The organism is Nocardia altamirensis NBRC 108246, from assembly GCF_001612685.1.
In the GTDB taxonomy this organism is placed as follows: Bacteria; Actinomycetota; Actinomycetes; order Mycobacteriales; family Mycobacteriaceae; genus Nocardia; species Nocardia altamirensis.
This window is the reverse complement of the sequence record NZ_BDAY01000012.1, coordinates 1-26,396: the sequence shown is the minus strand read 5'-3', so window position 1 is coordinate 26,396 and position 26,396 is coordinate 1. Positions and strand designations below refer to the sequence as shown.

The 26,396-nt window shown below is 67.1% G+C and carries 24 protein-coding genes; 16 read left to right on the top strand and 8 right to left on the bottom strand.

All coding sequences use genetic code 11. From position 1 onward, the window contains the following. Positions 1-135: 135 nt before the first annotated feature. The 5 genes from NA11_RS08520 to NA11_RS08500 all read left to right on the top strand — a co-directional run bounded on the left by NA11_RS08520 (position 136) and on the right by NA11_RS08500 (position 8,451). Positions 136-375, top strand: coding sequence for an acyl carrier protein (locus NA11_RS08520; RefSeq protein ID WP_069161312.1), 240 nt, complete (start codon positions 136-138; stop codon positions 373-375). Beyond that, positions 372-5,132 (top strand): type I polyketide synthase, encoded by a 4,761-nt coding sequence (locus tag NA11_RS08515; RefSeq protein ID WP_069161250.1) that lies wholly within the window; start codon positions 372-374, stop codon positions 5,130-5,132. Before NA11_RS08520 ends, NA11_RS08515 begins: the two co-directional genes overlap by 4 nt. Next, the gene (locus NA11_RS08510; protein WP_069161249.1) at positions 5,129-6,850 is read left to right on the top strand and encodes a fatty acyl-AMP ligase; all 1,722 of its coding nucleotides are present in this window, start codon (positions 5,129-5,131) and stop codon (positions 6,848-6,850) included. Before NA11_RS08515 ends, NA11_RS08510 begins: the two co-directional genes overlap by 4 nt. Before the next feature lie 66 nt (positions 6,851-6,916). After that, positions 6,917-7,306, top strand: coding sequence for a hypothetical protein (locus NA11_RS08505; protein ID WP_069161248.1), 390 nt, complete (start codon positions 6,917-6,919; stop codon positions 7,304-7,306). Further along, positions 7,303-8,451, top strand: coding sequence for a cation:proton antiporter (locus NA11_RS08500; RefSeq protein WP_069161247.1), 1,149 nt, complete (start codon positions 7,303-7,305; stop codon positions 8,449-8,451). Before NA11_RS08505 ends, NA11_RS08500 begins: the two co-directional genes overlap by 4 nt. A gap of 74 nt (positions 8,452-8,525) precedes the next feature. Here the strand turns inward: NA11_RS08500 and NA11_RS08495 are convergent, their stop codons facing one another. The 3 genes from NA11_RS08495 to NA11_RS08485 form a co-directional block, all read right to left on the bottom strand. Then, positions 8,526-8,945 carry an RNA-binding S4 domain-containing protein gene (locus tag NA11_RS08495; RefSeq protein ID WP_245745782.1) on the bottom strand — a complete coding sequence of 140 codons (420 nt, stop codon included), beginning with the start codon at positions 8,943-8,945 and terminating at the stop codon, positions 8,526-8,528. A gap of 3 nt (positions 8,946-8,948) precedes the next feature. After that, entirely contained in the window at positions 8,949-9,539 is a 591-nt protein-coding gene (locus NA11_RS08490) for a C40 family peptidase (RefSeq protein WP_069161246.1), read from the bottom strand. Positions 9,540-9,977: 438 nt separating this feature from the next. After that, complete coding sequence (locus NA11_RS08485; protein WP_069161245.1) at positions 9,978-10,256, bottom strand: hypothetical protein; 279 nt, start codon at positions 10,254-10,256, stop codon at positions 9,978-9,980. A 191-nt stretch (positions 10,257-10,447) separates the two neighbouring features. Between NA11_RS08485 and NA11_RS08480 the strand changes: the two genes are divergently transcribed. The 4 genes from NA11_RS08480 to NA11_RS08465 all read left to right on the top strand — a co-directional run bounded on the left by NA11_RS08480 (position 10,448) and on the right by NA11_RS08465 (position 15,987). Next, positions 10,448-11,629 carry an ATP-binding protein gene (locus NA11_RS08480; RefSeq protein ID WP_069161244.1) on the top strand — a complete coding sequence of 394 codons (1,182 nt, stop codon included), beginning with the start codon at positions 10,448-10,450 and terminating at the stop codon, positions 11,627-11,629. Positions 11,630-11,782: 153 nt separating this feature from the next. Continuing rightward, positions 11,783-13,738, top strand: coding sequence for an acyl-CoA dehydrogenase family protein (locus tag NA11_RS08475; protein ID WP_069161310.1), 1,956 nt, complete (start codon positions 11,783-11,785; stop codon positions 13,736-13,738). A gap of 559 nt (positions 13,739-14,297) precedes the next feature. Then, on the top strand, positions 14,298-15,263 hold the full coding sequence (locus NA11_RS08470; RefSeq protein ID WP_069161309.1) for an alpha/beta fold hydrolase: 966 nt from the start codon (positions 14,298-14,300) through the stop codon (positions 15,261-15,263). Between the two features lie 436 nt (positions 15,264-15,699). Continuing rightward, on the top strand, positions 15,700-15,987 hold the full coding sequence (locus NA11_RS08465; protein WP_069161243.1) for an Rv0250c family protein: 288 nt from the start codon (positions 15,700-15,702) through the stop codon (positions 15,985-15,987). Positions 15,988-16,207: 220 nt separating this feature from the next. Here NA11_RS08465 and NA11_RS08460 read toward each other — a convergent pair whose 3' ends face one another. Continuing rightward, positions 16,208-17,434 (bottom strand): thiolase family protein, encoded by a 1,227-nt coding sequence (locus NA11_RS08460; protein WP_084654365.1) that lies wholly within the window; start codon positions 17,432-17,434, stop codon positions 16,208-16,210. A 449-nt stretch (positions 17,435-17,883) separates the two neighbouring features. Between NA11_RS08460 and sdhC the strand changes: the two genes are divergently transcribed. From sdhC to NA11_RS08445, 3 genes are read left to right on the top strand one after another with little or no spacing between them, the layout of a single operon-like run. Further along, entirely contained in the window at positions 17,884-18,720 is an 837-nt protein-coding gene (gene sdhC, locus NA11_RS08455) for a succinate dehydrogenase subunit SdhC (RefSeq protein ID WP_069161242.1), read from the top strand. Between the two features lie 30 nt (positions 18,721-18,750). Further along, complete coding sequence (locus NA11_RS08450) at positions 18,751-20,691, top strand: fumarate reductase/succinate dehydrogenase flavoprotein subunit (protein ID WP_069161241.1); 1,941 nt, start codon at positions 18,751-18,753, stop codon at positions 20,689-20,691. A gap of 2 nt (positions 20,692-20,693) precedes the next feature. Further along, the gene (locus NA11_RS08445; RefSeq protein WP_069161240.1) at positions 20,694-21,440 is read left to right on the top strand and encodes a succinate dehydrogenase/fumarate reductase iron-sulfur subunit; all 747 of its coding nucleotides are present in this window, start codon (positions 20,694-20,696) and stop codon (positions 21,438-21,440) included. A gap of 62 nt (positions 21,441-21,502) precedes the next feature. Here the strand turns inward: NA11_RS08445 and NA11_RS47015 are convergent, their stop codons facing one another. The 4 genes from NA11_RS47015 to NA11_RS08430 all read right to left on the bottom strand — a co-directional run bounded on the left by NA11_RS47015 (position 21,503) and on the right by NA11_RS08430 (position 23,369). Next, the gene (locus NA11_RS47015) at positions 21,503-21,631 is read right to left on the bottom strand and encodes a hypothetical protein (RefSeq protein WP_281196841.1); all 129 of its coding nucleotides are present in this window, start codon (positions 21,629-21,631) and stop codon (positions 21,503-21,505) included. Between the two features lie 302 nt (positions 21,632-21,933). Beyond that, complete coding sequence (locus NA11_RS08435; RefSeq protein WP_069161238.1) at positions 21,934-22,158, bottom strand: DUF397 domain-containing protein; 225 nt, start codon at positions 22,156-22,158, stop codon at positions 21,934-21,936. Between the two features lie 57 nt (positions 22,159-22,215). Next, entirely contained in the window at positions 22,216-22,419 is a 204-nt protein-coding gene (locus tag NA11_RS43775; protein WP_084654363.1) for a DUF397 domain-containing protein, read from the bottom strand. Then, entirely contained in the window at positions 22,416-23,369 is a 954-nt protein-coding gene (locus NA11_RS08430; protein ID WP_069161237.1) for a helix-turn-helix domain-containing protein, read from the bottom strand. Before NA11_RS08430 ends, NA11_RS43775 begins: the two co-directional genes overlap by 4 nt. 303 nt (positions 23,370-23,672) lie before the next feature. Between NA11_RS08430 and NA11_RS08425 the strand changes: the two genes are divergently transcribed. The 4 genes from NA11_RS08425 (at position 23,673) to NA11_RS08410 (ending at position 26,239) form a co-directional block, all read left to right on the top strand. Continuing rightward, entirely contained in the window at positions 23,673-23,993 is a 321-nt protein-coding gene (locus NA11_RS08425; RefSeq protein ID WP_069161236.1) for a hypothetical protein, read from the top strand. Then, positions 23,993-24,199 carry a hypothetical protein gene (locus NA11_RS08420; protein ID WP_069161235.1) on the top strand — a complete coding sequence of 69 codons (207 nt, stop codon included), beginning with the start codon at positions 23,993-23,995 and terminating at the stop codon, positions 24,197-24,199. The genes NA11_RS08425 and NA11_RS08420 overlap by 1 nt, the downstream gene beginning before the upstream one ends. A gap of 164 nt (positions 24,200-24,363) precedes the next feature. After that, a complete protein-coding gene (locus tag NA11_RS08415; protein ID WP_167837598.1) occupies positions 24,364-25,827 on the top strand; it encodes an alpha/beta hydrolase in 1,464 nt (487 codons plus the stop codon). A 16-nt stretch (positions 25,828-25,843) separates the two neighbouring features. Then, a complete protein-coding gene (locus tag NA11_RS08410; RefSeq protein ID WP_174567668.1) occupies positions 25,844-26,239 on the top strand; it encodes a ferredoxin in 396 nt (131 codons plus the stop codon). Positions 26,240-26,396 lie beyond the last annotated feature (157 nt).

Genomic DNA, 26,396 nt, shown 5'->3' with positions numbered 1-26,396 from the left:
CGGTAGGGGATGGACACGCCACGCAAAAGACTCTTCTCCACGGTCCGATATCTCGGCATAATCGCGGGGAGTAACTGGGCGGTCGAGGTACGCCGCCACCATGGGGGAGTGCGAAGTGGGATGGATCGGAGCTCGATGGTGCACATTCGACGTGCGGCGCAGGCCGCGGCGGTAACCGCCGTGGCCGAATTGCTCGGCGTCGACGCGGCCGCCGTGTCCACCGACGCGCCCTTCGCCGATCTCGGCCTGAGCTCCACTCAACTCGCCCGGTTGACGGCCTGTCTGGAAGACGCCATGGGTGTCGAGGTGTCCGTCGCCGCGATGTACGACTATCCCGACATAGATCAATTAGTCGAGCATCTCGCGATGCGATGACGGCAACCGGGGTAGCTATCGTCGGCATCGGCTGCCGAGTGCCTGGCGCCGTTGGCGCGGAGGAATTCTGGCGCATGCTGCTGGCCGGACGCGACGCCACCGGTCCACCGCCCGCGGGACGTCTCGGCAGGCACGGCGGATACCTGAACGACATCGAGTCGTTCGACAACGACTGGTTCGCCATCGCCGACCGGGAGGCCGCGCTGCTCGACCCGCAGCAGCGGCTCGCCATGGAGGTCGCGGTCGAAGCCCTCGATGACGCTGGGATAGGTTATCGCACAAAGGGTTCGGAGGCAGCGGTAATCTTCGGCGCGTCCGGTTACGACCACGGGGTCGCGGTGCTCAGCCGTTCCGGTTTCGACGCGACGTACGCCGTCGCCGGTGCCGCGCTGAGCATCATCGCCAACCGCCTGTCCTACGTCCTCGATGTGCACGGTCCGAGCCTGGTGCTCGACAGTGCCTGCTCGTCCTCGCTGGCCGCCGTCGACCTGGCGGTGCGGCTGCTCACCGATCACACCGTGCCGTTCGCGATCGTCGGCGGCGTCAACCTCACCCTGCTGCCGAACCCCTCGAACTACCTGGCGGAGAGCGGTTTTCTGGCGCCCGACGGGCGGGCGACACCGTTCGATGCCGACGCGGACGGCTACACCCGCGCCGACGGCTGCGCGGTGGTGATTCTGCAACGCACGGAAGACGCGGTGCGCGAAGGCAATCGGATCTATGCGGAGATCGCCGGTTCGGCGGTCGGGTCGGACGGTCGCACGAATGGCCTGTCCGCCCCGAACGGCCGGGCGCAGCAGGAGGTTGTGCGCGCCGCCTGGGCACGCGCCGAGCTCGCACCGGGCGACGCAGGCTACTTCGAATGCCATGCGAGCAGCACCTCGCTCGGCGATGCGGTGGAGATCGAGGCGCTGTCTGCCGTTGTCGCACAGGGTGATTCGATACCGGACACACCGATCAGGATCGGGTCGGTGAAGGCCAATATCGGGCACACCGAAGCGGCGGCGGGCATCATCGGATTGATCAAAGCCGCACTGTCGGTGTACCACGGAACGATCGCCCCGACGATCGGCCTGCGCACCGAGAACCCGCTGCTGAAACTGGCCGAGCGCGGGCTGTGCGTGCCGACGTCACCCGTCGATTGGCGTGCCGTGCCCATCGGCGAACGCCACGCCGGCGTCAGTGCGTTCGGTTTCGGCGGCACCAACGCGCATGTGGTGCTGCGCGGTGCCGCGACGACCCCGACGGCGCCGGGCGCCGATCCGCCGACGCTGATCCCGGTCACCGGCCGCGACACCGCGGAGCTGCGCGCCCGCGCGCTCCGGTACGCCGACCGGCTCGCGCTCGACGACGAACCGCTACGCGAATTCGCCGCGGCGGCAGCCAGATTGCTGCCGGAACAACATCGTTCGGCGGTGCTGGCGCGTGACCGCGGCGAGGCGGTGGCGCGGCTGCGCGCACTGGGGAACGGCGCGACCGATGCGGTCATCGGCCCGGCGTCGATGCGCAGGCACGGCGGGCTGCTCTTCGTGTTCTCCGGGCAGGGTGGGCAGCACCTGGCGATGGGCAGGGCCCTCGCGGCACGGCATCGCGCCTTCGCCTGCGCGGTGGCCGAGGCCGCGGACGCGATCGTCGCCGCAGGCGGGCCGCGGGTGTGGACGCCTCGGCACGGCTTCGCGCTTGGCGCGCCGAGCAACGGAAACGGCACGCACGTCACCGAGCTCGTCCAGCCCGCGCTGTTCGCCTGCCAGGTGGCGTTGGCGGAGTTGCTCGCGGCGTGGGGAATTCGGCCGGACGCGGTGGCCGGGCACGGTCTCGGCGAGATTGCCGCTGCCACCGCCTGCGGCGCGTTGTCGCTGTCCGACGGTGCGCTGATCGCGGTGCAGCGCGGCAAGGCACTCGCCGGTGTGGCAGGCGACGATGCGATGGCGCTGCTGACGGCGGCGCCGTACGAGGCGGCGAAACTGGTAGAGCCGATGCGGGCGCAAGTGCGCATCGCGGCGGTCAACGGGCCGCGGTCGGTGGTGGTGTCGGGTGCGGCGCGATACGTGGACACGCTCGTCCGACGGGCCAACCGCCGCAACATGATCGCGGAGCGGATCACGGTCGACTGCACCGCACCCGCCGCCGTGCTGCCGGAGTTCGTCGACGCACTTGCCGAGCTGACGCCGTTGCCGCCGCGCGTCCCCATGTACTCCACCGCCCGCCGTGGCGAAGCGCTGACAACGGCGGTGCTCGACGGCGCCTACTGGGCCGAGAATGCCTCGGGAACAGTGGAACTCGCCGCGGCACTGGAACACGCTGTCGCGGACGGCATCTCGACCGTGCTCGAGGTCGGGCCGCATCCCGTGCTGCTGCCCGCGCTGCGCGAGTATCCCGAATTCCGGGACGCCGCACACCCGGTGGCGACGCGCGCCGACGAGGCAGGCGATTTCCTGAGCTGTCTGGCCGAGTTGCATCTGGAGGGCCGCGCAGTCGATTGGTCCGCGCAAGGCCCGTTCACGGTCGTACCACCGCGCGGATGGCGCAGTCGCCGCTTCCCGCTGATCACCACCGCAGCAGCCCGGGATGCAGGCGAATACACCCTTCCCCCTGAGGATCTCACCGACCATGTGGTGCATGGCGTGCCGACCGTACCCGCGGTCTTCTGGCTGCGCAGACTGCTGCACCTGGCGAGCGCCGAGGCGGTGACGATGCTCGCCGACTTCGTGGTGCGCGCCCAGCTCGAGCTCGCGGCGCTGCCTGAGGTCACTTATCGCCGACACGACGATGGCAGCTTGCGGGCGGAGGTCACCGACGCCGGAGCGCTGGCGTCGGCCCGGCAGGTCGGTGACCCCACGCCCGCAGATATCGTCGCATGGATGCGGGTGGTGGACGCCAACCGGGCTGGGCGACACCAGATGCGGGCCGTCCAGCCCGCCACCTTCTACGACGATCTGCGCGGGCTGCGGCTGGAATACGGACCTGGCTTCCGCGTGCTGCGCGGCATCGCGGTCGGGCCCGAGCGCGCCGTCGGCACCTTCGACGTCGCCGAATTGCGCAGTGCGGCAACACTGGACGGCTGCCTGCAACTGCTCGCCGCCACCGGGCACGACGGCATGCCCGCGGGACTGGTTCCGCTCACCGTCGGCATCGAGTCCGCGTGGCTGTCGGCCGAACCGCACCGGACCGTGCTCGAGGCGCATGCGTTCCTGCGCACCCGCACCGGCACCGAGCTCATCGGCGACGTCATCGGCACCGATCAGCACGGTGTCCCGTGTCTTGCCATGTCCGGCGTGCACATTCGCTTCGCGCAACCGGGCGCGCACAACCCGATCGGCACCGCACCCGAGCGGGCGGCGGCGGAGCGAGCCGCCCCGTTCCGCCAGGAAACCTGGGAGCCGTGCGGCATCGAAGCGCTCCGCCTGGCGAATTCGGACCCGGTCGCCGAGCGCGCGCTGGTGGTCGGCGGCTCCGGCCTTGCTCTGCGGCTGGCCACCGCGCTCGACGACGCGCTGCCGACCGAGCGGGTGACGCGGGAGCTCGATGCCGCGAGCGGAATCGTCACCGCCGTGCTCACCAGACGACCCGGCCACGCACGTACCGCGGTGGTGCTGTGCTGGTCGGCCGAAAGGAGTGCGGCTGCCAAGGTTTCCGATGCGGCCGACGGTCTCGCGACGGTGCTCGGCCGCGTTCTCGATCTGCTCCAGCGGGTCGACGCCGACGACGGTGCGGCCACGGTAACGGTCGTGCTCCCGCTGCCTGCACCGTCGGCGGCGACGCAGGCAATCGCCGGATTGGTGCGGTCGCTGCAACTCGAATCCCGCCGCCCCGTCCGCCTGGTGTGGACCGACGCGGACCCGCGGAATGTGGCATCGCTGTGTCGGCTGATCGCAGGCGACCCGGCCCGATTGCCGGACGAAATGCGGCTGTCCGCTGGGCAACTCGCGGTGCGCCGCTTCACCGCGGCGCGCTACGGGCCGGCCAAGGCCGTCCCCATCGACGTGCACGGCACCTATGTGGTCACCGGCGGGCTCGGGATCCTGGGTTCGGTCGCGGTGCGTTGGCTGCTCGATGCCGGAGCCCGCGACGTGGTGGTGCTGACCCGCGCACCACGGCCGGTACCCGCGTTGCTCGACGGGCTGGAGGATCGGATCGTCGTCGTCCGCTGCGATGCCGCCGACCACGGCGATCTGGCCAACGCGCTCAACGACGTTCGCGCGTGCGGCTCCACCATCCGCGGCGTCGTACACGCGGCAGGCAGCACGGCGGACGCCGACTTCCCGGCAGTCAGCACCGAGCAGCTGGTCACGATGTTCGCCCCCAAGGTGACCGCGGCGGCCAACCTGATCGAGCTCACCGCGGCCGACCCGACCGACTTCATCCTGCTGTGCTCGGCCGCCACCGGTGCGCTCGGCGGATCCGGCCAGGCCGCCTCCGCCGCCGCCAATGCCGCGATGGACGCGCTGGCCCGCGCGTATCCGGAGCGTGGCGTGCGCAGCGTCGGCTGGGGCCGGTGGACGACGGTGCCGGACACCGATTCGGCGCCACGGCCGCTGGACGCGTTCGACACCGGCCACGGCGCCGCCCTGCTCGGCCAGGCGCTCCGATATGACCAGCCCTACCTGCTCGCCGTGCCGGACGCCGCACCGGGGAATGCACGACGACCGGATCCGGTTTCCCCACGGTGGAATTCGAACGGCATCGGTCGCCCGCCTGCCCGACACAGCTCCGCCGCCGATCCGGTTCCGGCGGGGCAGATCGGCGAGGCGCTGTGACGACGAGCCCGACGCGAAACAGCCTGGCCGTCCGGGTCGCGGCGTGGGCCGAGTCGAGGCCCGAGTCCGTTGCCTACACCCTGCTGCGCTACCGGATGCAGGAGCGGACGCCGAGCACCGTGACCTACGCTCGCTTGCACGCTGCCGCAGGCGAACTCGCCGATCGCCTGCGCGAGATCAGCGCACCCGGCGACCGCGTGGCCATCCTGTGCGCGCACGGACTCGACTACGCCGTCGCATTCCTCGCCTGCCTGTACAGCAATCGCATTGCGGTGCCGCTGTTTCCGGCCGCAGGCCCGCGCAATCGGGAGCGGCTGCACGGGGTACTCGCCGACGCACGGCCCACGGTGTCGCTGCTGTCACACGGTGATTCGACCAGCGCAGCCCTGCTCGGCCCGGTACTCGGTCAGGTGCTGGACCTGGCTCCGGATGTCGCCGCGCCGACCACGCCTTCGGCCCCGCCGACCATCGACCCCATCCACGGCGAGCTCGCTTACCTGCAGTACACCTCGGGATCGACGCAGGCGCCCACCGGAGTTCGGGTCACGCACGCGAATATGACCACAGCACTGGAACAGCTGTGCCACGCGCTGCACCCAGCCCCGGACAAGTCGATCCTGACCTGGCTGCCGTTCTTCCACGACATGGGTCTCATCCTCGGCATGTCGCTACCGCTCTACTGCGGGGTGCTCGGCGTGACGATGTCGCCCTCGGATTTCGTGAAGCGGCCGATCCGCTGGCTGGAGGCCGCAACCGACTATCGTGCTGGCATCACCGGCGGCCCCAATTTCGGCATCACCCTTGCGGTTTCGTCGACAACCCCGCAGGAGCGCGCCGCACTCGACCTGTCCGGACTCGACCTGATGCTCAACGGCTCCGAGCCGGTAAGGGCCGACACGCTCGCCGAGTTCACCGCGACCTTCGCCGACCACGGCTTCCGGCACTCCGCGCACACGCCCGGCTTCGGCCTGGCCGAGGCGACGCTGACCGTGACGATCTGCGACCCGCATTCGGCGCCGACGGTCCACCGCTTCGACCGCAGCGCATTGGCCGACGGGCGGGCGATCCCACTGCCCGCCGACGCATTGTGCGGACCGGTGCTGGTCGGCTGCGGTACCCCGGCGGACGGGCAGCAGGTGCGCATCGTCGATCCGGCCGACGGTGTCGAGCTGCCCGCAGGCCGGGTCGGGGAAATCTGGGTGGCGGGCGCCAACGTGTGCGACGGCTATTACGGCAGGCCCGACGCCACCGCCGCGACGTTCCACGCCACCCTCGCCGGCCACGACGGCAGCTGGCTGCGCACCGGCGATCTCGGCTTCCTGTTCGAGAACCAGCTCTACATCGCGGGCCGACGCAAGGATGTCATCGTCGTCGACGGGCGTAATCACTATCCCGCCGACATCGAAGCGACGGTCGAGTCCTGCGCACCCGAAGTCAGGCCCGGCCACGTGACGGCGTTCGGGCACGACGACGGGCGGCGCGAGGACCTCGTCGTGGTCGCCGAACTCACCAGCGTGGATGCCGTTGCGCCCGAGGATCTTTCGGCGCTCGCCCGGCGGATCCGGACGGCGGTCGCGGTCGCGCACGAGGTGATGCCCGGCGCGGTCATGCTCGTGGAACCTGGCCGCATTCCCAAGACGACGAGCGGTAAGCTGCGCCGCGGCGAATGCCGGGCCCGCTACATCGCCGGTCATTTGGATCCGATCGCGGTGATCTGACCGAGCGGAGGAGAAAACGCCGTCGAGGTCCCGCTGATCCGGCGCGGCGACCGCGAAGATGATGCGATGGCTACCGACATCATCACCGTGCACTGGAAAGACGAGCCCGAGGAGCACGACTACCCGGCCGCGGCCGACTATCTGGAGTTGCTGGCCGGTCCGAAGATCGTCAGTGCCGTAGTGGACGACCTGCGCGCCGCTCCCATCGTGCACAAGAAGGCCAAGGACATTCTGCGGGCCGCGCAGCTGGAGCTGCTTTCGCCGGACAATCAGCATGTCCGGCGCGATCTGATCAAGATCGCCACTGGTAAGACGCTGTCCCCGATCCTCTTGGTGCGCGGCGACTTTCGCACCGGCACCCCGATGGTGATCGCAGACGGCTACCACCGGGTCTGCGCCATCCACTGGGCCGACGAGAACATCGCGATACCGGCGAAGATCGCCGCCCTGCCGTGACGTTCTCCACCCTCGCCCTGGTGGTCGTGCTCGGGCTCTGCGGCCCGCTGCTCGCGCTACGCACCGCCTGGCATGTGCCGGTGATCCTCGGCGAGCTGATCGCCGGAATCATCTTCGGCGCCACCGGGTTCGGCGTGCTGCACAGCGCGGACCCGCTGTTCACCTTCCTTGCGGACATGGGGTTCGCGGTGGTGATGTTCGTGGCGGGTAGCCGGGTACCGGTGCTCGACCCGCAGGTGCGGTCGGCGCTCGGGGTCGGCGCGGTGCGCGCGGTACTGGTCGGATTGCCCGCCGCCGCAGTGGGTTTCGGTATCGCCCACTGGTTCGACACCGGGCACGGCGCGATGTATGCGGTGCTGCTCGCCTCCTCCTCGGCGGCATTGGTGATACCAATCATCGACTCGCTCGGCCTGAGCGGTGCGCCGGTGCTCGCGTTGACCGCACAGGTCGCCATCGCCGACACCGTCTGCGTGGTGGCATTGCCGCTGGCGATCGATCCCGGCAATGCCGGGCGTGCGGCGCTCGGCGCGGCGGCGGTCGCAGGCTGTGCAGTGGTGTCGTTCCTACTGCTGCGGTGGTCGGAGAAGTCGGGGGCCCGCAGGCGGGTGCATCGGATTTCCGAGGAACGCAAGCTCGCGCTGGAGTTGCGGGTGAGCCTGGCGGCGTTGTTCGCGCTCTGCGCCGTGGCCACCCAGACCCGGGTGTCGATCATGCTGGCGGGGTTCGCCGCCGGGCTCGCGGTGGCCGCCGTCGGCGAGCCGCGGCGGGTGGCCAGGCAGTTGTTCGCGATCAGCGACGGGTTTCTCGCGCCGCTGTTCTTCGTCTGGCTCGGCGCCCGGCTCAATCTGCGCGATTTCGGGGAGCATCCGCACCTGATCGCACTCGGCATCGCGCTCGGGATCGGTGCGGTGCTCGTGCACTTGGTGCCGCGGCTCATCGGCCAGCCGGTCGGGTACGGCGCACTCGCGGCCGCCCAAATCGGCGTGCCGGTCGCGGCGGTCACGGTCGGCACCGCGTTGGATGTGCTGGTGAAGGGTGAGGCGGCCGCGCTGATGCTCGGGGCACTGTGCACGATAGCGATCGCCGCGGTGGCGGCAAATCGGCTGGCCGCCAAAGCACCGACGAACACTGCCCAAACGGCTTAGTGCCTGGCAGTGCCCTCGGCGTGTTCAGCTGGATAAACAGACCACACGCCAACGGTGCTGCCGCAGGAGCAGGCTCAGTCTTCGGTGCGGCCGAGGAGCCGATCCGTTTCGCGGCGTTCGCGTTTGGTGGGTCGTCCCGACCCGCGGTCGCGGCGCGGCATGGTGGCGAGGACTTCGCGGGAGGGCGGCGGCGGGCTGCGGTCGATCAAGCATTGCGCGGCGATCGGAGCGCCGACGCGCTTGGTGACGATCCGCTCCACGATCACGATGCGTTCGACGCCGGCCTGGCGGATGCGCACCTCGTCGCCGGGCTTGACCGGCTGGGCCGGTTTCGCAGCAGCGCCGTTGACCCGGACGTGTCCACCTCGGCAAGCCTCGGCGGCAGCGGATCTCGTCTTGAACAGGCGCACCGCCCAGGTCCACGAATCAACGCGGGCCTGGGTTGCGGTGCTGGTGTTTCCGTTGGTACGGATGCCGTTGTCGGCAGGGGCCACTCGTTAAACGATACGACGTGCGGTGACGACCATGTCGGGGCGCAGCGTGGTGTAGGAGACCGGCTCACCGGACTGCACCGCGTTCAGCAGCTTGCCGTCGCCCGCGTAGAGGCCGACATGGCCGCCGTTGGCGGTCACGACGATGTCGCCGGGCTGCAAGTTCTGGAAGGCCACCGGAGCGCCGACGTGCGACTGCTCGAAACTGGTGCGGGGCAACTCGACGCCAGCCTGGCGGTAGGCCCACTGGACCAAGCCCGAGCAGTCGAAGTTCCTCGGACCTGCGGCACCCCAGGAGTACATGGCGCCGACCTTGCTCTTGGCGGCGTCGAGCGCGATATCACTCGCACTAGGGGCCTGCTGCTGGAACAGGTTGGGCATCCCAGGCATGCCGGGCGCGGCCGCCTGCGGTGCAGGAGCTTGCGCGTTCGGCATCGCCGAGACGGCCTGCTGGATCTGCTGATTCAGTTGCTGGACCGGCGCTTCGTATTCCTGCGGAACGGGAACATCGAAGTTGCCGAGGCCGGGAATGTTGATGGTCGCGGCCATCGCAGGGATCGCGGGCATGGCCCCGGTCGTTGCGGCCAGCGCGCCCATGACGACGGCACCCTTGACGGAATTCGGCAAGCGAGAATCCCGCTGCAAGCTGTGTTTACCCACCGAGCTACGTCTCCGATCGTGTGCTCTCCCGCCGACCGGGGCAGCTGACCAGAACATGGCCGCAAAGTGTCACCCAGACAAACCTTCAGGGTGCTCCCGGCACGACAGCCGGAGTGCTGGCCCCGACAGCCGTTTAGACGGTAACTCGGTGGCGCCGCTTCTCTTTCGAAACGACAGGACTCCACTAAGTCACGAAGAGATTACGATGCCGACGCACTGTTGTCCAGCGCAAGGACCAGCACGTTTTCCGGCGTCGACATAATGGCTGGACAGACGCTCGAGATCGCGACACGCCCGTCAGGTCACGACACGATATCTACCATCGCGCGCCGCGCAACGATCGTTACCCGACCGGACGAATCGGGCGCGGGGAGCTCAGAATTCGCGTGCGACGCCCGGTCCGCCATCGCGCTCGGCGAGCGCCCGCTCCAGCTCGACGATCCGGCGCTGCGCGTCGGCGAGCCCGACCTCCAGCTGTCCGAGTGCCATCACCAACGGACCGACCGCGAGATCGGCGACGAGCTGCGGATCGTCGTACCCGCGTTCGATCGCCACCAGGATGTTCGCGCGGATGCGCCGCGCAACGGCGGCTCCCGCCGGAACGTTCCATGACTCGACCACCTCGGCGGTGGTCGGGGTGGGTTCGTCGGACATGCCCCTCCGATACTCGTCAAACCGCCATCAGCGTAGTGACTTACGCGCCGCAGCAATAGGTGTACCTGCGCCGACGCCGCGGGCACGGCGTGCTGCGCCGACCATCGTGCAACAAGCGGCCGCTAGCGATATCTAGGACACGCCGTAGATGCGCGCATATTCTCCGGATCGACGGGCTACGGTGTCAGGGTATGGACCCCGTGCGGAATCCGTATGCTCCCGGAGCCGGACAGCGCCCACCCGAACTAGCCGGGCGCGACAAGCAACTCACCGCCTTCGACATCGTGCTGGAGCGCGTCGCGCGGAGCCGCCCGGAACGCAGTGTCATGCTCACCGGATTGCGTGGCGTCGGAAAAACCGTGCTGCTCAACCAACTTCGCTCCGCCGCGATCAGTAGAGGCTGGGGCACCGGCAAAATCGAGGCGCGGCCGGATCAAGAGCTGCGCCGTCCGTTGTCCTCCGCGCTGCACATGGCCGTCCGCGCGATCGCCATGGCACACCGCAATCCGGAACGGGTCGACGACTTCCTCGGCATCCTCAAGGCTTTCGCGCTGCGCGCCACCGCCGACAAGGGCATGCGCGAGCGCTGGCAACCAGGCATCGACGTACCCGCGGTCACCGGCCGCGCCGATTCCGGCGATATCGAGATCGATCTGGTCGAGCTGCTGGTCGAGGCGGCCGCGCTGGCCAGCGAAATCGGTGTCGGCATCGCGATTTTCATCGACGAGATGCAGGATCTCGGGCCCGCCGACGTCTCCGCGATCTGCGGCGCGTGCCACGAATTGAGCCAGGACGCAGCGCCTCTCATCGTGGTCGGCGCCGGACTGCCGCACCTGCCCGCGGTGCTGTCCGCCTCGAAGAGCTACTCGGAGCGACTGTTCAGCTATCACCGCATCGACCGGCTCGACCGCGAATCCGCGGATCTGGCGTTGATCGCGCCCGCCGAGCGCGAGGAGGTGAAGTTCACCGACGAAGCGCTGGATGCGTTGTACCACAAGGCCGATGGCTATCCGTACTTTGTGCAGGCCTACGGGAAGGCGGCGTGGGATCAGGCGCCGGAGAGCCCCATCTCGGCCGAGGATGTCGAGGTGGCCGCGCCGACCGCGGAGGAGGAGTTGGCGGTCGGCTTCTTCGGCTCCCGCTATGAACGGGCAACACCCGCGGAGCGCGAATACATGCGTGCGATGGCCGATTTGGCGGGCGACGACGGCCCGGTGGCGACCTCGGCGGTGGCCAGCGAGCTCGGCCGCAAGCCCGCCTCGCTCTCGCCGGCCCGGGATGGGCTGATCAAGAAGGGGCTGATCTATTCGGCCGAGCGCGGCACCATCGGATTCACCGTTCCGCACTTCGGTCGCTATCTGCGTAGCGTGTGACGGCCCGCGTCCCCCCTCCGGGATAGCCTCGCATTAGCTTGTCTACCAAGATCATTAGAGATCGATAGAAATCAATCGACCTGCGGCCCTACCGGCCGGTAACTAAAGTTCCTACACTCGAATGTGATCCTGATCACGTACGAGGAGGACATCATGGCGACACCCGCGAAAGTCGACGCCACCGAAGAACAGGCCCGCGCGCTGGTCGAGGAATCTCGCGAAACCACCTGGGCCAAACCGTCGTTCGCCAAGGAGATGTTTCTCGGACGGTTCCGGCTCGACCTGATCCATCCCTACCCGCAGCCGAGCGACGAGGACGCCGCGCGCACCGAGGCGTACCTGGCCAGGCTGCGGCCGTTCTGCGAATCCGTCGACGGCGCGGTGATCGAGGCCGAGGGCAGGATCCCCGACGAATACGTCAAGGGCCTCGCCGAACTCGGCTGCTTCGGGCTGAAGATCCCGGAATCCTTTGGTGGACAGGGCCTCTCCCAGTTCGGCTACAACCGCGCGCTGATGCTCGTCGGCTCGGCGCATCCCAGCCTCGGCGTGCTGCTCTCCGCGCACCAGTCCATCGGCGTGCCCGAGCCGCTGAAGCTGGCAGGCACCCCGGAGCAGAAGGCGGAATTCCTGCCACGCTGCGCGGCCGGCGCGGTCAGCGCCTTCCTGCTCACCGAGCCCGACGTCGGCTCCGACCCGGCCAGGATGGCGAGCACCGCCGTCCCGACCGAAGACGGAACGGCCTACGTAGTCAACGGCGTCAAGCTGTGGACAACCAATGGCGTGGTGGCCGAACTGCTCGTGGTGATGGCGCGGGTGCCCAAGAGCGAAGGACATCGCGGCGGCATCTCGGCGTTCGTCGTCGAGGCCGATTCACCGGGCATCACGGTGGAGCGGCGCAACGCGTTCATGGGACTGCGTGGCATCGAGAACGGCGTCACCAGGCTGCACGACGTGCGTGTGCCGAAGGCCAACCTGATCGGCCGCGAGGGCGACGGCCTGAAGATCGCGCTCACCACACTCAACGCGGGCAGGCTCGCGATCCCCGCGCTGTGCACCGCCTCCTCGAAGTGGTCGCTGAAGATCGCCAGGGAGTGGAGCCGCGAGCGGGTGCAGTGGGGCAGGCCGGTCGGCGAGCACGAGGCGGTCGGCCAGAAGATCTCGTTCATCGCCGCGACCACCTACGCGCTGGAGGCGGCGCTCGATCTGTCGGCCGCCATGTGCGACGAGGCCCGCAACGACATCAGGATCGAGGCGGCACTGGCCAAGCTGTGGGCCAGCGAGATGAGTTGCGCCATCGCCGATGAGCTCGTGCAGATCCGCGGCGGCCGCGGCTACGAAACCGCAGCGTCTCTTGCGGCCCGTGGCGAACGCGCGGTCGGCGCCGAACAGCTGGTCCGCGACCTGCGCATCAACCGGATCTTCGAAGGCTCGAGCGAGATCATGCGGCTGCTGGTCGCCAGAGAGATGGCCGACGCGCACATGGCCGCGGCGGGCGCACTGGTCGACCGCAACGCCGAGTTCAAGGACAAGGCCAAGGCGGCGGTCGGCGCGGCAGGCTTCTACGCCAAGTGGTTCCCGCAGCTCGCGGTCGGCGCGGGCACCACGGCCGCGACCTTCACCGAATTCGGCGCGCTCGCAAAGCATCTGCGGTTCGTCGAACGGAGCTCGCGCAAGCAGGCCAGGTCGTTGATGTACGCGATGGGTCGCTGGCAGGCGGGCCTCGAGTACAAGCAGAACTTCCTCGGCCGGATCGTCGACATCGCCGCCGAACTGTTCGCGATGTCGGCCGCCTGCGTGCGGGCGCATGCGCTGGCCGCGGCGGGCGCGCCCGAGGCCAAGGCCGCCGAGGAACTCGCCGACACCTTCTGCAGGCAGTCGAAGATTCGGGTGCGCAAGCTCTTCGACGCGCTGTGGGACAACACCGACGAGGACGATCGGGCCCTGACCCGCGGCGTGCTCGACGGCCGCTACACCTGGCTGGAAGACGGCGTCTTCGACCCGAGCGAAGGCACCGGCCCCTGGATCGCCGAATGGCAGATGGGCCCGTCCACCGAGCCCAACCTGCTGCGCCCGTTCCTGCCGTCCACCCGCGCAGGCGCGGGCACCTAGCCACCGGTCGGTCGGCCGCCCACCGGGTGCCGTGTTTCGATTACGGCGTACCTCGAACACGGCGCTCGGCGGGTGCCACCGATCGGCAATTATTGAGCTGTCTCGTCCAAACGCTAGACATAGATAGATTCCCATCACAGGGGATAGCCAACCCGTCGCGACGAGTAGCGTCGACGTCCCTAACAAAATCTAGGGAACTCTAGAAGATCCACTCACCAGCCCAAGAATGACCAAGCAACCCAAACCATCAACATCTATATATATCTACCAAATATCGAATAGTTCACTAGATTTCCAAATTCTCGCAACGAGACACCTGATCTCGCACGCACATGGGTAACTCCCCGGGTACCGGCGAACCAAGCCACCCCAGGCCCGCAGCCCGCTGGCGTTTCTGCGCCGCGCTCGAGTCTGGCGCAAAAACTCTCGGAGAGGCGGGACAGCTTCGGTTCCACAACTTGTCCGTAACGGCAGGTATGGGCCGCTAACGCGGCGGAAATGTATAACGACAACCGGGCAAGAACGCTCCGCAAGGATGCACCCTCCCCAGGAGGCCTTCATGTCCACGACTATCGCTCGCTGCGCCGCCGACTACGACGGCCACCGCGTCACCGTGTCGGCCGAGGACGGCGTCCCACTGTCGGTCCGCAGCTTCGGCACCGAGACCGCTCCCGTCACCGTGGTGTTCGCACACGGCCATTGCCTGCGCACCGAATCCTGGTCCTTCCTCCGTGATCAGCTGCTGCGGCAGTGGGGCGCGGAGACGAGGATGGTCTTCTACGACCATCGCGGCCACGGTGAATCCGGCGAGGCGCACCCGTCGACGTACACCATCGATCAACTCGGCCGCGACCTGGACACCGTGCTGCGGACGACGGTGCCGAGCGGGCCGGTGATTCTGGTCGGGCATTCGATGGGCGCGATGGTGGTGCTCGCCTATGCCAGGCAGTTCCCGGAGGCGATCGGCACCCGGGTGGTCGGCGTCGGGCTGATCGCAGGCGCGGCGAACGGCCTCACCGAGGTGGGGCTCGGGCGATTCCTGAAGCGGCGCGCGGTGAACTCGCTGCAGGTCGCGGTGGTGCGGGCGCCCCGGATGATGCAGGGCTCCAAGCGGATGTCGCGGCGGATCTTCGAGCCGATCATGCGGGCGGCGAATTCCGGCACCAGGCGGGTGAATCCGCGCATGGTCGCGGTGGCGACGGCGATGCTGAACGAGACGCCGCTGCTGACCATGTCGAGCTTCCTCGCCTCGTTGATCACCTTCGACGAGACCGCGACCTTGCACCGGCTCGGCAGCATTCCGGCGTTGGTGCTGGCAGGCACGGCCGACATCGTGGTGCCGTTCGCGCATTCGGTGGTGCTTGCCTCGCAGCTGGCCGGGTCGCAGCTGGTTCCGCTCGAGGGGGCGGGGCACAGCGTGATCTTCGAGCGGGCCGAGGAGGTCGCGCTGTCGATCGTCGGACTGGTCGAGCAGGTTGTCGCGAGCATGCGCGGGCCGGGGACGGAGTACGCCGTCGCCGGGTGAGAGTCGGATCCCGGTGTATCCGGGTCGGTGCGGGCTCGGTCTTACTCGATGTGGACGAGGCGTACCTGACACGGACACACCGAATGTGCCGCACCCGAGCGGAGCTGGGCACACCGACATCGCCTGAAGTACGGCAAGCGGGCTGGACGTCCGACGGTCCGCGAGCCGTGCCCGGAGAGTTGCTGAGCCGTGCCGGATCGCCGACGACGGACGTTCGGAGATTCACACGAACGTCGACTCTCGCCTTCAGGCAACATTCAGGCAAACCGCCCAACATCGTTTCTCGACAAGCCAGATCGGCATTCCTTCTGTACTGTGTTAGAGATCACGTTGTGTGGTGGCTCACACGACTCGGTGCAGCGTGCTTTGAGGAAGGCCATACTGGGACCCTGCTACCACCGAGTTCGCCTGTCCGCCAGGAACACAGGAGGTATCGATGACACGCAGCGAAATCGCGGAACTGCGCTTCGCGGTCGGCCAGCTCCGGCAATCCATCGGCGTACTGCGGAACCACTATGGCGACGCGAACATGGTGCGGCGACTGGAGAACGATCTCGAACGGCTCGTCATCGACGCCGACGAGCTCGAGCAGTCGCCGCCGGCCCTGGTGCCGCGCCGCCCGCAGGAGACCATCTACGTCCCGGACAGCAAGTCCGACGAGGCGGCCTGGATGGGCGCACAGGACGAGGGCCTCGGGTTCCACTCCCGGCCGAGGACCGAATAGCGCGTCAGGCAACGCCGCCGACGAGGTGAACAGCTGAGCTTCGCGGGCCCACGCCGTGCCGGTGGGTCCGCGAAGTGTTGTGTCCGATCTGCGACGCGGTCCCGACCTGCGACGCGGTCCCCCCGCCTGAGGTGCGTGGTCGCCGGATCGCGGCCGCTACCCACGAGGCCCGGTGTCGGCCGAACGCTTTCGGCGCGGACCAGGCAGGACTGGCGGTTCGTCAGGAAGCGCGGTGCTTGCCGAAGCGTCTCGCCGGCCGCACTCCATGGAAACGCGCACCACGCGGTGTTTCCGGGATCGGTGTCGACGTGGCCGATTCGAACAGCGCCGCGATCCCGTGGTCATGGCCGAGCGCGATCGCCTCGAGGCCGAGAGTGCCGTTGGTCCTGATCAGTTCGTGCAGCATCGTGGTCATGATGCGCAGGCCGGTGGCGCCGACCGGATGGCCGAGCGCGATCGCGGACCCGTTCACGTTGAGGCGGTCAGCCGGATCGAAATCCCATTCCCGCGCCAGCGCAAGCACTTCCACCGCAAACCCCTCGTTGACCTCGACCAGATCGATGTCGTCGAGTGTGTACCCGGTGCGCGCGAGCAGCTTCGCCACCGCCGGCGCGGCACCGAGAGTCGCTGTGCCCGAATCGCATCCGGCCGCGGCCCAGCCGACCAGGAACGCCATCGGGGTCAGCCCGAGCTCGACGAGCCGATCCTCGGCGACGACCAGGCAGGCCGCCGCACCGTGCCGGTGCGCACTCATGTTGCCCGCGGTGACCACGCCGTTGGCGAGCAACGGGCGCAGCGCCGACAACGTGTAGGTGGAGACGTCGTCGAGCACGCCCTCGTCGCGCAGGATCCGGTGCCCGCCGGTGCTTTCCTGACCGGGATCGGACCAGCGCGGTTCATCGAGCACGCCGACGCCGACCGGAATCACCTCGGCGCCGAACAAGCCCTGCCGCCACGCCCGCGCCGCCTTGCGATGGCTCGCCACCGCGAACTCGTCGGCCTCGGCGCGGCTGATCCCGTAGTGGCGGGCCAGCTGCTCGGCATTGGTGACGTCGGCCGCCGATTCGCCATGGCCCGCAACGGGATCCGTCGCACACTCGACACCGCCGGCCACCACGACATCGGCGGCCCCGGTCTGCACCATCATCGCCGCGGTGATCACCGCCTGCAGGCCGCTACCGCAGCGGCGGTCGGTGAGGAATCCGGGAACGGCGAAGGGCAGGCCTGCGCCGCGCGCGGCCAGCCTGCTCAGTTCCGGTCCGGTGCTGAGACTGCCGTCGACGCAGGCCATCGCGACGTCTTCGACGCGCATCGGATCGATCCCGGCCCGTTCGAGCACAGCCGACAGCACTGTTGTTGCCAGCCACTCCGGCGGCATGCCGGAGAGCGCTCCCCCTTCGATCCCACTCGGCGTGCGGACCGGCGCGACAATCGCGGCTCTTCTCACCTCGATACTCCTTCCCCCGGCCGATCAACGGCGCTCGCACAACCTTCGGTGGTCGCGCGGGCTGCCGCTGCGACGCCCGACCGGGCGCCGCGGCTGCGACGTGTACATCAGTGCACGTCAGCGGGTACATCTTCGGGAAAGAGGACCACAATTTTGTTGCCGCCGTGTGACGATCGGCGCGTCGTTATTTCAACTCGAGGTTTCGTTCAGCAAGCCCCTCTCGAATCTTGTTCTGTTTTAGTCGAGTTCGAAGAGTTAGCGGTTCGTTCACCACGGAACCATGTCGCGGGATGCGTCAAGCGGTGTGTCGCAAATCACGGGCATCCAGGTGGGCCGGGAATGCCGGGACCCCGCTCGAGCGATAGCGGGCGTGTCGTATGGTGCTGGGCATCACATTCGATTGCGGAGGTAACGATGACCACCCGCACAGAACAGCGAGGCATCCACCTGTGAGTGCCGCACCGATCACGACCACCACCCCGGAAACGGGGACCGGCGTCTTCAGCAAGACCAGGGCCCGAATCGCAGAACGCACACTGCGCACCGATCGATGGTGGGTACCGCCATTGGTCACGGTGCTCGGCCTGGCTGCGTTCGTTATCTACGCGACGATCAGATCTTATGTGCGAACGGCATATTGGGTGCCGGACTACCACTATCTGACGCCGTTCTACTCGCCGTGCCTGAGCACCTCGTGCGTCGAGGGATCCAGCCACTTCGGCACGCCGTTCGGTGAGCTGCCCGCGATCTTGCCGCTCGGCTTCGTGGTGCTGCCTTTCCTGCTCGGCTTCCGGCTGACCTGCTACTACTACCGCAAGGCCTACTACAGGGCCGTGTGGTTCTCCCCGCCCGCCTGCGCGGTCGCCGAGCCGCACGCCAAGTACACCGGCGAGACCAAGCTGCCGCTGATCATCCAGAACGTGCACCGCTACTTCTTCTATGTGGCCGTGCTGGTTTCGGTGATCAACACCTACGACGCGATCGTCGCGTTCCACGGCAAGGACGGCGGATTCGGCTTCGGCCTCGGCAACGTGGTGCTGTGGACCAACGTGATCCTGCTGTGGGCCTACACCCTCTCGTGCCACTCCTGCAGGCATATCGCAGGCGGCAGGCTCAAGCACTTCTCCGCCCATCCGGTGCGCTACTGGTTCTGGACCCAGGTCTCCAAACTCAACACCCGGCACATGGGATTGGCCTGGACAACTCTCGGCACGCTCGTGCTGACCGACTTCTACGTCATGTTGGTTGCCAGCAAGACGATTTCGGATCTGCGGTTCATCAACTGATCCGCCCCAACACCAGGAGTATTCGCGGCCATGCCAGAAGTGGAACGGCACAAGTACGACGTCGTGGTAATCGGGGCCGGTGGCGCCGGACTGCGAGCGGTGATCGAGGCCAGAGAACACGGCCACTCCGTCGCGGTGGTGTGTAAATCCTTGTTCGGCAAGGCACACACCGTGATGGCCGAAGGCGGCTGTGCCGCGTCGATGGGCAACGCCAACGAAAAGGACAACTGGCAAACGCATTTCAAGGACACGATGCGTGGCGGCAAGTTCCTGAACAACTGGCGGATGGCCGAACTGCACGCCCAGGAGGCGCCCGACCGGGTGTGGGAGCTGGAAACCTATGGGGCGCTGTTCGATCGGACCGAGGACGGCCGGATCAGCCAGCGCAACTTCGGCGGCCACACCTACCCGCGTCTCGCGCACGTCGGTGACCGCACCGGTCTCGAGATCATCCGCACCATGCAGCAGAAGATCGTTTCGCTGCAGCAGGAGGACTTCGCGGCGACCGGCGACTACGAGTCGCGGATCAAGGTGTTCTCCGAGTGCACCATCACCGAACTGCTCAAGGACGGCGACCGGATCTCCGGCGCGTTCGGCTACTGGCGCGAATCCGGCCGCTTCATCCTGTTCGAAACGCCCGCAGTCGTTTTGGCGACCGGCGGCATCGGCAAGTCGTACAAGGTGACCTCGAACTCGTGGGAATACACCGGCGACGGCCACGCGCTCGCGCTGCGGGCAGGCGCGACCCTGATCAACATGGAGTTCCTGCAGTTCCACCCGACCGGCATGGTCTGGCCGCCCAGCGTGAAGGGCATCCTCGTCACCGAGGGTGTGCGCGGCGACGGCGGGGTGCTGAAGAACACCGACGGCAAGCGCTTCATGTTCGACTACATCCCGCCGGTCTTCAAGGGGCAGTACGCCGAGACCGAGGAGGAGGCCGATCAGTGGTTGCGCGACAACGACTCCGCGCGCCGCACCCCGGACCTGCTGCCACGTGACGAAGTCGCGCGAGCGATCAACGAGGAGGTCAAGGCGGGCCGCGGCACGCCGCACGGCGGTGTGTTCCTCGATATCGCCTCGCGCATGCCCGCCGACGAGATCAAGCGGCGCCTGCCGTCCATGCACCACCAGTTCAAAGAGCTTGCGGACGTGGACATCACGGCGGAGCCGATGGAGGTCGGCCCGACCTGTCACTACGTGATGGGCGGCGTCGAAGTCGATCCCGACACCGGGGCGGCCACCGTGCCAGGACTGTTCGCCGCAGGCGAGTGTTCCGGCGGCATGCACGGCTCCAACCGGCTCGGCGGCAACTCGCTGTCGGATCTGCTGGTGTTCGGCCGCCGGGCCGGGCTCGGCGCCGCAGCGTATGTCGAGCAGCTCGCACAGCGTCCCGTTGTGTCCGATGCCGATGTCACCGAGGCCGCGAAACTCGCGCTCGCACCGTTCGATCCGCCGAGCGAAGGCGCGGGTGAGAACCCGTACACGCTGCACACCGACCTGCAGCAGTCGATGAACGATCTGGTCGGGATCATCCGCAAGGAAAACGAGGTGCGCGAGGCGATCGCCAAACTCGCCGAGCTGCGGGCCCGCTTCGAGCAGGTCACCGTCGAGGGGCATCGCCAGTTCAACCCGGGCTGGCACCTGGCGCTCGACCTGCAGAACATGCTGTTGGTCAGCGAATGTGTCGCGCAGGCTGCGCTGTTGCGCACCGAAAGTCGTGGCGGCCACACGCGTGACGACCATCCGTCCATGGACCCCGACTGGCGCAACAAACTGCTGGTCTGTGCGGTGGATCCGGGCACGGCCAAGGATGCGATCCCTGACGTCACAGTGACGCCGAAGAATCAGCTTCCGATGCGGCCGGAACTGCTCGCCCTCTTCGAACTCGGCGAGCTCGAAAAGTACTACACCCCGGACGAAGTCGCCGGGCATCCGGCCGCGGTCGGGAATTCGACAGAGCGAGAGGCGTAGCGATGGGTTACGACGCCAAATTCCGCGTATGGCGCGGCGACCTCGACGGCGGCGAGCTGCACGACTTCACCGTCGCGGTGAACGAGGGCGAGGTGGTGCTCGACATCATCCACCGGTTACAGGCCACCCAGGCACCCGACCTCGCGGTGCGCTGGAACTGCAAGGCGGGCAAGTGCGGATCGTGTTCCGCCGAGATCAACGGGCGCCCGCGCCTGCTGTGCATGACGCGGATGTCCACCTTCACCGAGGCCGAGGTCATCACGGTGACGCCGATGCGCACCTTCCCGGTGATCAAGGATCTTGTGACCGACGTGTCCTTCAATTATCAGAAGGCGCGGGAGATCCCGTCGTTCACGCCGCCCGCGGATCTGAAGCCGGGTGACTACCGGATGAAACAGGTCGATGTCGAGCGGTCCCAGGAGTTCCGCAAGTGCATCGAATGTTTCCTGTGCCAGAACACCTGTCACGTGGTGCGTGACCACGAGGAGAACAAGACCTCGTTCGCCGGGCCCCGATTCCTGATGCGGATCGCGGAATTGGAGATGCATCCACTCGATGTGGGCGATCGACGCGACCTCGCGCAGGACGAACAAGGCCTCGGACTCTGCAACATCACCAAGTGCTGTACCGAGGTTTGTCCGGAACATATCAAAATTACTGATAACGCGCTGATCCCATTGAAGGAACGCGTGGCCGATCGCAAGTACGATCCACTGGTGTGGTTGGGCAACAAACTGTTTCGTCGTTGACCTGATCGACGTCGACCAGGTGAGCACCGGCCGGGATCACTCCCGGCCGGTGCGCGCACCCTTCACAAGATTGCCACCACACCGATGGCGACCACCCACACCAGCACGCCGACAAGCAACGCAGGCAGCACTGAGCCGGTGAGAATGAAGACGCCGACCGCCGACACTGCGAAAAGCAGTGCAACGATCAACCATTCCACCCAATCCCCGGGCCGTAATTTCCTGTACCGGGAGTGGGAACCTTTGAGCCCACGGTCCACAAAGAGTGGGCTACCCGAAAGTTGCTTACGCGAAACACCAGGACGTGGCTGTTCCGCCTCTCCGGGATTTCTGGCCAGATCCAGGTGCGTGATCGGGCCATTGGCGGCTGACGGCAGCGTCGTGGGCGGAGTTGGCTCGTCCCCGGTGAGTTACCCATGTACTCGCTTGATCAGTTGTCCAGTAAACCGCCGGGCCCGGCGCACGCAGTACGTGGCCGGGCCCAGCGGGGCGTCTATTCTGGGCGGTCGAACTCGCCGTCGTGCACGCCCGCCGTGAACGCGGCCCACTCCGCCGGGGTGAAGACCAGCGCGGGACCGTCGGGATTCTTGCCGTCGCGTAGCCCGATGTGCCCGTCTGCCAGCACGGCGACTTCCACGCTGTCGTTGCCGGTGCCCGCGCCTGCCTTGCGCCAGGTCGCTCCGCTCAGATCGACATTCGCGCCACTATTGATACTCACGACTCCGCCTCGCTACGTTCGCTCACGAAAGAACTCCTTGGCTTGCCGGTACCGCTGTCACGAACCGGCGAATTCACCTTCCGTTACACAAGATGTGAACGTGTCCCATTCACCGGGAGTGAAAATCAGGGCGGGGCCGCCCGGGTTTTTGCTGTCGCGGACACCGACACGTCCACCGTCGAGGAAGGCCACCTCGACACAATCCTTGCTTCCGCTGCGCGTGCTCGTAAACCACTGCGCCGCAGACAGATCGATACTCATGCCGCAAACTCCTTCGCTATCTGCCGCAGCAGATGTCTACTGGTTTGGATATCCAGCGCGGCGCGCTGGAGGCACTCGTGTGCCCGATGGTACCGCTGCACGTCGACCGGTCTTTCGAGGTAGAGATCGCCGGTGAAACCCTCTACATACACCACCGGCGGCTCTACCGGCTGTCCTTTACTATCGGTACCGAACTCCAGAACCGTGAACGGTCCCGTTGAATCTCCGAGCGGAATGCCGGCCGCGAACGGCAGGATACGCACCGAAACATTGTTACTGGTACTCAAATCGGCAAGATGTCGTAGCTGCGCCGCCATCACTTTGGCGCCACCGACGACGCGGCGCAAGACCGACTCCTGCAACACCACGGCAACTGTCGCCGGCGAGGCCTTCCTGGTGATCAACGCCTGCCGCTGCAGCCGCAGCTGCACGCGCCGTTCCAACTCGATCACCGGATCGTCCGGATAGCCGAGACGATGCAGGGCCGTCGCGTAGTCCGCTGTCTGCAGCAAGCCGAGCACCAATTCCGATTGGTAGGAACTCAATTGCTGGGCCGATGCCTCCAAACCCACGTAGACATCGAAGTTTTCGGGAATCAGGTCACCGTACGCATGCCACCAACTCTTGACTGCGGCCTGCTGAGCCAGCCCCTTGAGGCCGTCCGCCAGCCCGTCAGGGATGCCGTAGATGCGACACAGCTCTTGGATATCGATGGTGCGAATACGATCGGCCTGCCCCTTCTCCAGGCGCTGCAAAGTGCTTGCGCCCCACTCCATCAGCCGCGACGCCTCGGCGATGGTGAGGCCGGCCTGGGTGCGCCAATCGCGCAGGTACCGGCCTAGCTGACGACGGGGTAAGGTAGAGGAGGCGCTGTCGGTACCGGTCGGTCTTTCCGACCCGCCGGACGCTCGCTCCGAACTCGCTGACGCTCTTGCCGAACTCGCTGACACAGTACGCTCCGTTCTGTGTTCGGCTGCTCACCCGTTGGACACGCGGGGGCAACCAGCAAGCTCGGTTCCCCGTCACTTCGCTTGGGCAGCGGGCTCTTTCGTCCACTATGGAGAATCCTCCCCTCCCGGCTGGTTTTCGTGCTGGGAATTCGCGCGAAATTTTTGGATATCCATCGCGGGCGTTGTTTCATGCACTCTTCAATGGTGTGCTGGAAGTATGCCCGGAGGGACCGTTCGCCATCTTTGTTCCCCTCGCGAAACCTCAGGGCACTCAGCAGGAGTCGCCCGCAGGAACGAGGAGTCATGGCTGTACATGTCATTGCGTCGTCCTTGATGACCAGCGATCTCACCCCGCATCGCGCCCGCAGCGTCGGACATGGGAGCTGGGTGGTTTCGTACCTTCCCGGCCGCACCCTGACGTGCGCACAGGCCGTTGCGGCACTGCGGGTTGCCGAAGTGGTGCCTGCCTTGCTCGACACCGTTGCCGAACTCGCCGACGAGGTCGGGCTCACGGCGCTGGAAGCGCTCGGCATGGCCGCCAGACAATCCTCATGGGGCGAGGAGTACGTCGCCCCGACCCGACATCGATGGAAGGTCGGCGCGACGCAGGTGGAGGTTGCCTGATGCCGCTCACCAACCTGAACATGCATGTGGCCGCCATGCTCGCCTGCGGGAGGGATCCCGGTGCGCTGACGACCGAACAAGCCCACGCGGCAATGCAACTGCACCTCGACTGCACCGTCGACCGGTGCCGCGTCCGCCGCCGGGCCAGGACGACGCTCGTCGAAGCGGGCAGGTGCGTGCTGGACGAACGCGCGCTTCCGCTCTGAATCATGACCAACGGGACATAGCGGTCACGGCCGCTGTGTCCCGTTGTGCGTGGGTGCACATCGGGTCGTGAGATCGGCTACGGTTCTCGACGCATCATCCGTGTGTGAGAGGCGTGTCGGCGACTGTGTTGTGGCGTTCGGTATCGATGGTTGCCGTTTTCCTGATGGCGGCAGCGCCGGTAAGCGGTGCGGCACCCGAGCGGCCCGCACCGACCGGATGGGATCGGTTCTACCAACAACAACTCGAGTGGAAGCCTTGCGGCGTCGAGAATTTGGACAAAGCGGACGGTGAATGTGCGGATGTGCTCGCGCCCATGGACTACGGGCAGCCCGACGGCCGCACCGTGACCGTGGCGATCTCGCGGGTGCATGCCACCGATCCGGCGCGCAGGCAAGGCATCCTGATGTCGAACCCCGGTGGACCGGGCGGGTCCGGGCTGGACAGCGTCGACCTGCTCGGTGATGTGCTGTCACCGGACGTGCTCGCGACACACGACCTGATCGGCATGGATCCGCGCGGAGTCGGCGACTCCACGCACACCGGACGCTGTGGGTGGCCGATCAGCGAGATGATTCATTCTGCGGGACTGGATCTGCTCGGCTTCGCGCAAGACACTGTGCTGTCCGCGGGCATGGCCGCAAGCTGTGTGGTGCGCGACCCGGACATGCTCAGGCAGTTCACCACCCGCAACACCGCACGAGACATGGACTTGGTGCGCGCTCTCCTCGGCGAACAGACCATCGACTACTACGGCGACTCCTACGGCACCTATCTCGGCGCCGTGTTCACCCAGATGTTCCCGCAGCGCAGCGGACGTATCGTGCTGGACAGCAACATCGACCCGGACCGGTACTGGGAAGGCCTGGTACAGGATTGGGGCCCGGCAGACGAAGCCGCGCTCGACAACTGGGCGATCTGGGCCGCCACCAAGGACGACACCTACCGGCTCGGCAGCACACCACAGCAGGTGCGGGCCACCATCGAGGAGCTGGTCCGCACGGCCCACCGCCAGCCGATCGTCATCGACGGTTACGCCATCGACGACCACTGGTTCCCGTTCATCCTGCACAGCCTGCTGCACAGCTACCGACTGAACGTGGCCGTCGCCGAAACGGTCCGCGAAATCGCCGACGCCGCAGGCGGTCCCCCGACCGCCTCGCGCTCGACCCGCATGCGCGCCATCGTCGCGCAGTTACGCGAAAGCGAAGACTCCGTCCTCGCCCAGATCGCCTGCGGTGACGCGGGCGCACCACGCGACCCGGCCTGGTACTGGCGCAACATCGAAGACACCCGCGCCACCCAACCGGTCTTCGGCGCACTGGGGAACAACATCCAACCCTGCGCCTTCTGGCCGGCCCCGGTCGAAACCCCCACGGTCGTCCGCAATTCCGTCCCCGCCCTCCTCCTGCAGGCGACCGGCGACCCACGCACCCCCTACGCCCACGGCGTCCGCCTGCACCAACTGATGACCGAGTCCCGCCTGGTCACCCTCCAAGACGTCCGCATCCACCTCACCTTCCGCCCCAACCTCAGCACCTGCGTCAACAACACCATCAACACCTACCTGGCCGAAGGCACCCTCCCGACCGAAGACATCACCTGCACCGCAGACAAACCCACCCAGTGAAATGTATTGGGACCCAATGCCAACGATCGCGGCGTCGGCTGACCTGCCACTGATCGGCACCAAGAGCCATGTGCTCGGCGAACCCCACACCTACCTGCGTGGACAGTGGGAGGAACGCGAGTGGCGCAACATACCCGGCCCCCTGTACGGCGCCAACACCGATTCCTGCTGGGTCGGCAGGCTGGTCGCGCCGAACCACGTCACGTACGAGGAAGACTGGGGCAGCGAAGTGGTGTTCCGCCAACCAAGCAACCCCCATGAAACGCACCAGGTGTTGTCCGCAGCACGCAGCGACCCGTACTTCGCCTACGCCTGCGATGGTGATCACCACTGGACCCTCGAGCTGATCCGCGAGTGGTGGGCCGGCCGAGCGAGACTCACCGAATGGCTCGACAAGCCCAACCGCAACTAGGGTGTCAGCGGCTACGACCAGGAACGCCAAGCCGAAGAGGGACTCCGCGCCTACTCGGCCTACCTGCACAACGGCCTCGAACCCTACCTACGCGAATACGCCTTCTGGCTCGAAACCGCCCGCCCCGCAACACCAACCGAAACCCTCCCCGATCTCT

Excerpts from the sequence above, each read along its gene's own strand:
- NA11_RS08520 (WP_069161312.1), top strand. The coding sequence starts at position 136 with ATGGTGCACATTCGACGTGCGGCGCAGGCCGCGGCGGTAACCGCCGTG.
- NA11_RS08515 (WP_069161250.1), top strand. The coding sequence starts at position 372 with ATGACGGCAACCGGGGTAGCTATCGTCGGCATCGGCTGCCGAGTGCCT.
- NA11_RS08505 (WP_069161248.1), top strand. The coding sequence starts at position 6,917 with ATGGCTACCGACATCATCACCGTGCACTGGAAAGACGAGCCCGAGGAG.
- NA11_RS08490 (WP_069161246.1), bottom strand. The coding sequence starts at position 9,539 with ATGGGCGCGCTGGCCGCAACGACCGGGGCCATGCCCGCGATCCCTGCG.
- NA11_RS08485 (WP_069161245.1), bottom strand. The coding sequence starts at position 10,256 with ATGTCCGACGAACCCACCCCGACCACCGCCGAGGTGGTCGAGTCATGG.
- NA11_RS08480 (WP_069161244.1), top strand. The coding sequence starts at position 10,448 with ATGGACCCCGTGCGGAATCCGTATGCTCCCGGAGCCGGACAGCGCCCA.
- NA11_RS08475 (WP_069161310.1), top strand. The coding sequence starts at position 11,783 with ATGGCGACACCCGCGAAAGTCGACGCCACCGAAGAACAGGCCCGCGCG.
- NA11_RS08470 (WP_069161309.1), top strand. The coding sequence starts at position 14,298 with ATGTCCACGACTATCGCTCGCTGCGCCGCCGACTACGACGGCCACCGC.
- NA11_RS08465 (WP_069161243.1), top strand. The coding sequence starts at position 15,700 with ATGACACGCAGCGAAATCGCGGAACTGCGCTTCGCGGTCGGCCAGCTC.
- NA11_RS08450 (WP_069161241.1), top strand. The coding sequence starts at position 18,751 with ATGCCAGAAGTGGAACGGCACAAGTACGACGTCGTGGTAATCGGGGCC.
- NA11_RS08445 (WP_069161240.1), top strand. The coding sequence starts at position 20,694 with ATGGGTTACGACGCCAAATTCCGCGTATGGCGCGGCGACCTCGACGGC.
- NA11_RS43775 (WP_084654363.1), bottom strand. The coding sequence starts at position 22,419 with ATGAGTATCGATCTGTCTGCGGCGCAGTGGTTTACGAGCACGCGCAGC.
- NA11_RS08425 (WP_069161236.1), top strand. The coding sequence starts at position 23,673 with ATGGCTGTACATGTCATTGCGTCGTCCTTGATGACCAGCGATCTCACC.
- NA11_RS08420 (WP_069161235.1), top strand. The coding sequence starts at position 23,993 with ATGCCGCTCACCAACCTGAACATGCATGTGGCCGCCATGCTCGCCTGC.
- NA11_RS08415 (WP_167837598.1), top strand. The coding sequence starts at position 24,364 with ATGGCGGCAGCGCCGGTAAGCGGTGCGGCACCCGAGCGGCCCGCACCG.
- NA11_RS08410 (WP_174567668.1), top strand. The coding sequence starts at position 25,844 with ATGCCAACGATCGCGGCGTCGGCTGACCTGCCACTGATCGGCACCAAG.